This is a genomic window from Pseudomonas entomophila (assembly GCF_029478665.1).
Lineage (GTDB): Bacteria > Pseudomonadota > Gammaproteobacteria > Pseudomonadales > Pseudomonadaceae > Aquipseudomonas > Aquipseudomonas entomophila_F.
The window spans coordinates 1-2834 of record NZ_JARPQB010000106.1 but is presented as its reverse complement, the minus strand read 5'-3'; the positions used below and the strand labels follow the sequence as shown (position 1 = coordinate 2834).

Annotated in this window: 2 protein-coding genes; both read left to right on the top strand. The window is 61.8% G+C overall.

Annotated elements, in window-relative coordinates; all coding sequences use genetic code 11:
• A partial coding sequence (locus tag P5705_RS26045; protein WP_277463729.1) for a hypothetical protein occupies positions 1 to 236 on the top strand: 236 nt, incomplete at its 5' end.
• Positions 233 to 2834, top strand: a 2602-nt coding sequence (locus tag P5705_RS26040) for a DUF6531 domain-containing protein (RefSeq protein ID WP_277463728.1), incomplete at its 3' end; no start/stop codon positions are given. The genes P5705_RS26045 and P5705_RS26040, both read left to right, overlap by 4 nt.

The window sequence follows — 2834 nt, the reverse complement described above, 5'->3', positions numbered from 1 at the left end:
TGGCCGGCACCGGCATGCAACTGGCGAAAAGCGGCCAGGCCGCCTTGCAGAAGGCGCAACAGGTCAAGGCCGCTGTCGGCGGCGACACCGGCGCCATGGCCCAGCTGGCCAGCAACGTGGTGCCCGGCGCGGCACCCACGCTCAAGGCCGCCAGCGCCCTCAAGCAACTGCCGAGCCTGCCCAAGCTCAGCGCCCCGGTGAACCCGGCCAAGCTGAACCATGAGGTGCTGGCATGACCGACGCCAAGAAACGCGAGCCCCAGGTCGCCGTCGCCCCGCTCAACACCATCGACGCCAAGGACGTCGGCCGTGGCGCCGCCGCCTTCGACGCCTGGCTGCAGTCGGTCAGCGGCGGCTACGTCACCCTCGAACGGATCAAGACCGTGGCCGGCGCGCTGCCGGTGGTGGGCAACATCATGGCCCTGGTCGATGCCCTGGGCGACGTGGTGACCCTGGTCAAGAGCAAGAACCGCCAGCTGCTCGACTGGGTGAGCCTGGGCATCAACCTGATCGGCGTGCTGCCGGCGCCGCCGACCATGGCCGCGGCACGCATGAGCCTGCGCCCGACCCTGTTCCTGGTGCGCCAGGAGCTGCGCAACAGCGCCAAGATGCTGTTGGGGGATTCGCTGATCCAGGTGTTGATCGGCCACCTCAACGCGACCATCGCAGGGACTATCGACGATTTCGTGACCAAGGCCCAGCCAAAGATCGCTGGGATCCTGACCAAGGCCAGCAATTTCGGCACGCAGATGGTCAACGAGATCGCCGATGGCCTGGAGAAGGTGGCGCTCGGACAACTCGACGCCAAGGGCGACCGCGACAAGGCGGGCAAGCAGATGTCGGCTGCCGCCGACAAGTTGATGAACGACCCCAAGGCGGCGTTCAGCAACTTCTTCGGTGCGGTGCACAGCGCCTACAAGGCCGCCGGTAAAGGGCTGGCCAACAGCGCGACGAGCAAGCTGCTGCCTGAAGGCATCAAGAAAACCGTATTGGCCAACACCGGGCAGCTGCGCGCTCTGGGCCCGGAGATGGCCCGGCAGTTGAACAAGCTGGCGGACCCCGGTACGCAGATGAGCATCGGCTGGATGCTGACGGTGCTGGGCGGGGCAGTGAAGGGCTTCCGCAAGCGCAACAAGAATGGACAGCCGGGGGTGAGCAAGCCGGGGACTGTGACGCATGTGGAGCGGGAGAAGGGCAAAGGGGAGTTGGCGGTCAGCAGTTCGCAGACCAAGGCGACCCAGACGCCTTGCCCATGTGAGAAGAAGAAACGGTCTGCTCCGATCTCCTTACCTAAGTCGACTACGGGGCGCAGCATCAGCTTTGCCCTGGGGTCGGAGTTCATCATCCACGCCGATTTCAGCCTGCCCGGCGCATTTCCTATTCACTGGCAGCGCTTCTACCACTCGCGTCAGGCGAAGTACGATCTGGGTAGCCTTGGTGCCCGCTGGGTCAATGAGTTCACCACACGTATTGATGAGTTCGGTAAAGGCTTGCTCTTTCATGACTACGATGGCCGTAGCCATGAACTTGAACTGCCCCAAGTAGGCAAGTCGCTGTTCAACGCCATTGAGGACTTGCTGCTGATACGCAGCAGCAATGATGAGTTGGTGATTTGCCGTGGCTTCGTGCGCAAGGAGTATTACCTGCGTGTGGGTGATCGCTATTACCTGCGCAAAATCATGCTGGAGAACGATGCCGGCTGCATGCTGCACTACGAGCATCACCACGAAGGGCGTCCGGTGCTGTCGGACATCATCACCTTCCAGGGCGATGTGAAAGACGTCCTGCGTCACCTGGGCACACTGATCGATGAACAGGGCCATATTACTGGCCTGTGGGAAATGCGCGACGGTCAGCCACTGCGTCAGCTGTGTGCCTACCATTACGATCATCAGGGCGACCTCGTCGCCGCCCAGGATGAGCACGGCGCGGCCTGGCACTACCAGTACCAGAATCACCTGGTGACTCGTTACACCGACCGCACCGGTCGTGGCATGAACCTGCAGTGGGATGGCTGCGCCTTCGACGCCAAGGCCATTCGCGAATGGGCCGACGACGGCAGTTATGACACCCGTCTGGAATGGGACGAAAACATTCGGCTGACCTACGTCACCGACGCCCATGGCCAGGAGACCTGGTACTACTACGACATCCTTGGCCACCTGTACCGTGTGCGCTATCCGGATGAAAGTTCGGAATGGATTTTCAGGGATGAGCGCAAGAACGTGGTACGCCACGTTCATACCGATGGCACTGAAGACCGTTACGACTATGACGAACAAGGCAGTGTCATTCGCCATATCCGCGCCGATCACAGCCAGGTCCATATCGCTTATGACGACCGTCGCCGTCCGATCAAGATCCGCGATGCCGAAGCTGGCCTGTGGCTGCGGGACTATGACCAGAAGGGCAACCTGGTCGAGACCACCGATCCATTGGGCAACAAGACCGAGTTCGCCTACACACCCTCAGGGCTGGTCAAGGCAATCAAGGACGCCAACGGCAACGAGAAGAAACTGGCGTACAACGCGGCGGATCAGTTGGTCGCGTACACCGACTGCTCGGGCAAGACCAGTCAATGGGCATACGACGCCTTCGGTCAGTTGGTGCTGTTCACCGATGCGGCGGGTAATAAGACGGCTTACGAATACAAAGCCGGCCAACTGGCAAAAGTCATCCACCCGGACGCCACCGAAGAGCGTTTCGAGCGCGATGCTGAAGGCCGTCTGCTGGCTCACGTCGACGCGTTGGACCGTTGCACCACCTGGACCTACAACGCTGTGGGCCTGCTGGCCGAGCGGGTGGATGCCAACGAGCACACCCTGCGTTATCGCT